This is a genomic window from Moorena sp. SIO1G6 (genome assembly GCF_010672795.1).
Taxonomy (GTDB): Bacteria; Cyanobacteriota; Cyanobacteriia; order Cyanobacteriales; family Coleofasciculaceae; genus Moorena; species Moorena producens.
The window spans coordinates 1-6,870 of sequence record NZ_JAAHFZ010000118.1 but is presented as its reverse complement, the minus strand read 5'-3'; the positions used below and the strand labels follow the sequence as shown (position 1 = coordinate 6,870).

The window sequence follows — 6,870 nt, the reverse complement described above, 5'->3', positions numbered from 1 at the left end:
CGAAGACCGCATACCAGCTCGACTCTCTTTCTTGACTGCAGTTCCGTCGTGTGCTCTTCCGATCTAATTTTCTTACCCCTACTCCCCACTCCCTACTCCCGACTCCCGACTCCCGCCTCCCGACTCCCGACTCCCGACTCCCGACTCCCGACTCCCGACTCCCGACTCCCGACTCCCGACTCCCGACTCCCTAAAACCCATAAATCAAATTCCTCCAACAAATCGACCAGGACTTAAAACATTTTCTGGGTCAAATTTTTGTTTAATACCACGCATTACGTCTAACCCATTGCCTTGATATCCCCAAATATCTAACTCTTGCTTCAAGGTTATAGGAGCTTCTAATACTGTTAAAAATCCTTGTTCAGATTCACAATAACTGCGCATAGTTTTAATCATTTCCGAACTAACTGCTTCGGAATCAAACCACACTTTACCCAATCCACTTCTAACATGAATTACTCCCAATCCTCCCAAGCTTTCTAGGGTGTTGAATGTTTTAGCAGCAGCAGTTGGTAATACTCCTATTTTGCAGACAATTGTTGAGGATTGTCGCGATTTCCCGATTGAGTTTGCCAATGATTCCCATAGACTCGTGTCATCCCCGTTACTATAAAAACTATTCCGTAACCCTAACTGTTCCGCAACTGACTGTATTCGAGCACATTGCTCTTTAACACTGTCTGCTACACTTTGGAACCTTACCATTAATCCCATATCCTGACCAATCCCTAATTCTGTGACTAACTTAGGGGATAATAAATCTAGTGCTGTGGGAGTCAAGGCTGAGGCTAATACTGTTTTTATAGCTGAGGCAATTCCATCCATTTCACCTGTCAACACAATAGTTTCTGCTGCTTCTGGTAATGGATATAGCCGAAAGGTTGCCTGAGTGATAATTCCGAGGGTGCCATAGGAGCCAGTAAATAGCTTCATCAAATCATATCCAGCGACATTCTTTACCACTCGACCCCCGGCTTTAGCGATTTGTCCATCACTGCGGACAAAGGAAATCCCGAGCAACATATCCCGAACCCCTCCATAGCGTTGACTTAGGGAGCCGCTGTCTGCGGTAGCAATAATACCTCCAATGGTCGCTTCTTGGGGATTAGCTGGATCTAATGCTATAAATTGACCCGTTTTTGCTAAAATAGCTTGTAAGTCAGCTAATTTAACTCCAGCTTCTACGGTAACTGTCAAGTCTCCTACGGCGTGGCCAATGATTTGGTTGAGGTGCTTGGTACTTACTACCACATCAATGTCTTTACCAATACCTCCCCAGCCTAATTTACTGCCGTTACCACAGGGGAGGAGATGATAATGTTGGGAATGAGCGATAGCGATGACTTGGGCTAGTTGCTCGGGTGTGCTAGGGTAAACGATAGCTTTGGGAAGGGTGTCGGGAGCAATGGCTGGTTTGATTCGCTCTTGCCAGCTTGGGTCTAGGTTTTCCCAGGTGTAGATATTGGAATTTCCGACAATTGGTTCGAGGGTTGAAGGGATCACATTCATAGAAGTTGAGGGGGTTTGTTGATCAGATTGTGGGATAATCCATATAGTAATCGTAAGGGATTGGTGAACAAAAACAGATCCTGATCGTCTTTCCTATCAGCCCATAACTGTGTGTTAGAGCTACAAACAGTACAGCGAACCTTTATTGAGAGAAAGCGGAAATGTCTGTCAATTATGCTGATTCCTATTGGCAATATCTCGAAAGTGCTGGTCTGAATCTGGATTCAGAGGCTTTATCCAGTGTAGAGACCAGTATTGAAGGTACTTCTTGGGATAATCCGACTTCTGCTATAGAGTTGAACAACTGTGCTGTAATAGCATTAATTGAAGCTGAGCAATGTGAAGATTCATCCCTACGTGCCATGTATCTGGAGATGGCTTTTGAGGCTTTGAGTCAGGGAATTGAGTTGTCTGGTCATCCCCTGTGTGCTGCTCATTTAGCTCTAGTTTTCGCCATGACTGGAGAAATGGAGCAGGGGATACAAACAGCATTTCCGACGTTAATTAATACCCTACATCCTGCTGATATTAATGAGCAATCCATTCCTCTAGGACTAGTTTATCTACCTCCTGGAAATGACTTTACAGATAATCGGTATGAGCAATTGGCTCACATTCTAGATGCTGAGGATGGCTACGCTCAATCAATTTTTTTGTTAAGTGAGGTTTTATGTCGCTCACAATTGGTGTTTTATAATGCTACGGGATTAAGATTTCTCCATCTTGCTGTTCAACTATTCTCCGATTCCCCCTCTATTCATTTAAAGTTGGGAATTGCCAACCTGATCAATAGTCAATGGGAAGGATTATTTAATTTACACCAGGCTAAAAATTTGGCTCCCTATTCGGCTAGGATTATACAATCCCTATACCTCGCTTATCGAGATTTAGGACAGATAGACTTAGCTAAGTATTGGCGAGATATGGGGCTAGCTAGGGCTGGCGAGATTAGGGACGAATATTCGGATTTAATCGGGTTTGAATGGACTGAATTGGAGCTTGAAAGTCCATTTACTTATGTAACCTTTGAAGAGCAGTTACTATTAGCGGTTGAGCCAAGTCTCCGGAGTTTGGTGACAAGTGTGTTAATTGCTCAAGGAGACTGGTTTGAAAAAGAAATGGAGTTTTGGCGCAACTGGCTCCAACCTGGGATGACTGTAATTGATGTTGGTGCTAATGTGGGAGTCTACACTTTTAGTGCTGCTTTACGAGTAGGACCAGAAGGCTGTGTGCTAGCGGTTGAACCGTTTTCTGGTTGTGTTCGTTGTTTAGAAGAAACCTGTACTATTAATCAGTTAGAGTGGGTGAAAGTTTGTGCAGGAGCAGCTAGCGATCGCAATGGTACTGCTCAACTGGCTCTTCATGGTGCTAGCGAACTTAATGAAATTGTTTCTAGTGATGAAGAAGCAACGGTCAAACCAGGTAATTTTGAGGAGGTTTCCTGCTTTACTCTGGATAGTTTGATTGAGCAAGAAGCTATTAGCAAGGTTGATTTGTTAAAAATTGATGCAGAAGGTCATGAACTGCAAGTTTTAACAGGCAGCAACAGAATTTTAACGGAATTTACCCCAACGATACTATACGAAAATATTGCAGGGAGTCGGGGTAGTAACCTAGCTGTTGCTGATTTTCTCAGAGACAGAGGCTATCAACTATATCAATATCAGCCTTACCTAGGGCATCTAATTCCGATAAATTCTAGGGAGGATTTACAAGGAAGACTGAATATTATTGCGTTGCGTGACATACTCCCACACTGACCTTTACAGGTTCAGTGTGGGCTTCTTACCAACACCAGCTAGTGCTATCGGCGTTCGCCTTTGGCGTGGCCTACGGCCAAGCCGACGCTACGCGAACGGTTGCTCGGTAAGCTTATTAGAGTCGATGTCCGGTATTATCCGGAGCACCTCTCCTGTCATACCGTGCGTGAGACTTTCATCTCACACGGCTCCTAGATTCTCTCAACCTCTCGGCTTGCCTTTTGGCTTGCTCCAGTGAATTTGTTGGTGGCAGCTTTGATGAATTGCTGCTAGGTTCTTTAGCTTCCAATTGTCGTGGTTTCCATCTACATGATGAAGGTGTACAGATTCGTCGCAATTGAACATTAACCCGCAATGTTCACAAGAATGGTTTTGTCGTTTCAAAGCCTTGGACGTATGATTGTCGTAGAGCGTACTTTTCCGTTTGCTCCAATAGACTAAGTCTCCATCGTAAGGGGACTTAGTCCCTGTGACCATAGTGTGTCCAAAACGTTTAGTCCTTACTGTAGGGAATGCCTTTTTGCATAATTCCACTGCTTCATAGCGGTTCATTTTCTTTTCCTTGAGGAATTTTCTTTTTGCCGCTTTGTTAGGGAACCATAGACTATCCCGAGAATCGCTCATGTCACACCATTTATGGTAGTTTCGCCATCCTCTTACAATGGGAGCTAGTTTTTTGGCTTTGACCTTTGCACCATAATTCGAGCTATTGACTACGGCTTTAATCTTCTCGCGTATTTTCCTATGATTATCCGCTGAGGGTTTACAATGGAATGTTCCGCTTGGCTTGACTCGCATCTGCCAGCCAAGGAAGTCAAAACCGTCTGTCGTTTTGGTTATCTTGGTCTTTTCTTGACTGATTTCGAGACCTCGTTCTTCCAGAAATTTTTCCACTTTTTGAAGAATTTTTCCGGCGTCATCTTTTGGTTTTAAAAATATCACCATGTCGTCTGCATAGCGGACGGATGGATGGATATCTTCTATTCCATCAAGTGCGATATTGGCTAAAAGGGGGCTAACCACTCCTCCCTGGGGAGTTCCTTGTTCAGGGAATTCCGGGCTGATGCCAGCTTTTAAACACCTGAAGACCCCTTTCTTCACATGTGCTGGTGCTATCAACCTATCCATGATGGATTTATGAGAAATGCGGTCAAAACACTTTTTAATATCTAGCTCAATTACCCTTTTAGTGATGCCTTTTTTTCCTTTATTCAGGTTGGTGAATATGTACATTTGGGCATCATGTGCGCCTCGCCCAGTCCTAAACCCGTAACTCCGGGCGTGAAAGATAGCTTCGTGCGCAGGTTCGAGGGTGTATTTTACTAGACATTGCCATGCTCTATCAGCGATAGTTGGTATTTTAAGCATCCGGGTTTTCCCATTCTTTTTAGGGATTGGTACTTCCCTTAGTCCGCTATGAAACCAGGTGTGGCCATAGTGGTTCAGATTGTCTACCAATTCAATTCGCTCTCGGTAATTGAGGTTTTCCTTTCCATCAATTCCGGCAGTGCGTTTACCCTGATTTAATTGAGTCACTTGACGAACGGCCAAAAGTTGAGCTGAACGGGATTTCATAATCAGTTTTTGTAAAGACCGAGCTTTCCTCAAGTCGCCAGCCTGAACTGCTTTATATATTCTTCTTTGTAGGCGGAATAAGTTTTGGCGGAGTTTCTTCCACTTCTGACTTTTCCAAAGTTCGCTATGTGAATTCATGGGTCTAACCATACTCTACTTTGGTTGAACATATTCTGAGAACCCGTGCCCAGTTTTGAACACATCTTACCCGACAGTAGGGATTAGACTTGGCATAGTTTACCGGGGTTTCGACCGTTCCCCAGACCTATTATTGCTGTCGTTTTTACTCGTTCCATCCTGAAGATTGTTTTGGCGATTTAGGTCAGTTCAATTTGCCTATTCTCCTCTCAGAGATTACGGATATCGTAGTAATGACTCCGTGAGAGTAGAGAATTTATTCCACATATTTTATTCAGGTTGTGGTTGCCGTCTTAGACACTTTTTTAGAACTACTTAGACCTTGTCGCCTCCCCGTTAGCGCCAGTGTTGTTACCTGCTTTTGGTCAACTGATTGCGCCCTGTTACCAGCGTCACTCTGTGAGTTGCCGCTCACTCGGTGTGGTCAGATAGGGAGTCACTTGTCTCTTCAAGGGTGGGACTTTCACCCACATCCTGAGGATAGTTAGGATTTTTGAGGTTAGACCTCACGAATCCCCCTAATCATACCCCTTTCTATTACGAAAGGCTCCTATTAGGAACGAGCCGCACTACTACAGACGGGATGCCCCACCGCCAACTTAAGGATATTTTTAGCCGCATTTACATCTCTGTCCGCTGTGTATCCACAATGAGGGCAAGAATGAATGCGGTCTTTTAGTTTTTTAGGAACTTTTTGACCACAATTAGAGCAGTTTTGACTAGTGTTCCGAGGATTCACTGCTTTTGTTATTAACCCAGCATTTATGGCCGTAGGCCACGCTACGCGAACGGCTTTGGTTGATAGTATTGACAGGAATTGCCCCCACCCAGCATCTAAAACTGATTTAGCCATTCTAGTCTTGGCTAGCCCTTTGATATTAAGCTTTTCGTGAGCGACTAGATCGTGGTTACTTAGTAAATTTTTGGCAGTCTTGAAATGAAAATCTTTTCTGGTGTCAGCAACTTTTTTGTGAGCTTGACCTAACCTCTTTACTGCCTTTTTTCTATTTTTACTTCCTTTCTTGGAACGGCTAACGGCTTTTTGTATTTTCTTGAGTCGCTTCTGGGCTTTCCGATAATATTGAGGTATTTCTACCTCTGAACCATCGGACTTAACCAAGAAGGACTTCAGCCCCATGTCAATCCCGATCGGATTTGTGACCTCTTCAATCGCAATTACATCAGGGACAGTGTCGTCTTGAATAGACAATGTCACGTAATAGCCATCAGCTTTTCGGGTTACTGTAGCCGTTTTAATTTTAAAGCCGGAAGGAATTGGCCGATGATAGACCATCTTGACCCAGCCAAACTTAGGGAGGTTTAACCTATTGCCATCTATAGGACTCTTGGAAAAAGCCGAAAAGGTTAGAGATCTAAAACGCTCCTTGGTCTTGAATCTAGGTCTTCCGCTTCGCCTCCCATTGGAATCACCTTTCAAAAATCGCTTAAAAGCCAGATCGACTCGCTTAACACAATCCTGTAAAACATTGGCATGTATTGCCTTGTACCAGGGTCTATCTTTTTTTAGTTGAGGTAAGGTTCGTTTTTGCGAGTAATAGTCAGGATTGTCTCTTGGTTCTGGCAAATGACAAACAATAGGACAGGAGTTTATAGCGCATCTATTTTGCTCATACCAAGCAAATCTATCAGCCAAAAGATAGTTGTATTGATGTCGCAGCATGTCAAGCCATCTTTCTATCTCCGTCGTCTGTGACTTGGTTAGTCTAAGCTTAAATTGATACGCTAGCCTCATTTGCCGTTAGAGTCGATGCCCGGTATTATCCGGGGCACCTCTCCTTCGGAACCGTGCATGAGACTTTCATCTCACACGGCTCCTAGATATCCTCTCCTTTCGGAGTGCTCCAGTGTATCTGTTGGTGGCAGC

At 44.0% G+C, this 6,870-nt stretch carries 4 protein-coding genes and 1 pseudogene; 2 read left to right on the top strand and 3 right to left on the bottom strand.

Translation table 11 applies throughout. The annotated features are described in order from the left end of the window. A pseudogene (locus F6K63_RS36015) lies at positions 1-237 on the top strand (hypothetical protein); the annotation flags it as partial. Here F6K63_RS36015 and F6K63_RS36010 read toward each other — a convergent pair. Beyond that, positions 205-1,512, bottom strand: coding sequence for an FAD-binding oxidoreductase (locus tag F6K63_RS36010; RefSeq protein ID WP_287314894.1), 1,308 nt, complete (start codon positions 1,510-1,512; stop codon positions 205-207). The pseudogene F6K63_RS36015 and the gene F6K63_RS36010 sit on opposite strands and share 33 nt — an antisense overlap. 161 nt (positions 1,513-1,673) lie before the next feature. On the opposite strand from F6K63_RS36010, the gene F6K63_RS36005 reads away from it, so the two are divergent. After that, a complete protein-coding gene (locus tag F6K63_RS36005) occupies positions 1,674-3,272 on the top strand; it encodes an FkbM family methyltransferase (protein WP_287314892.1) in 1,599 nt (532 codons plus the stop codon). Positions 3,273-3,473: 201 nt separating this feature from the next. Here F6K63_RS36005 and F6K63_RS36000 read toward each other — a convergent pair whose 3' ends face one another. After that, entirely contained in the window at positions 3,474-4,997 is a 1,524-nt protein-coding gene (locus tag F6K63_RS36000; protein WP_502708407.1) for a group II intron reverse transcriptase/maturase, read from the bottom strand. Positions 4,998-5,538: 541 nt separating this feature from the next. Beyond that, positions 5,539-6,738, bottom strand: a complete 1,200-nt coding sequence (locus F6K63_RS35995; protein ID WP_287314889.1) for an RNA-guided endonuclease InsQ/TnpB family protein — start codon at positions 6,736-6,738, stop codon at positions 5,539-5,541. Between the last annotated feature and the right edge of the window lie 132 nt (positions 6,739-6,870).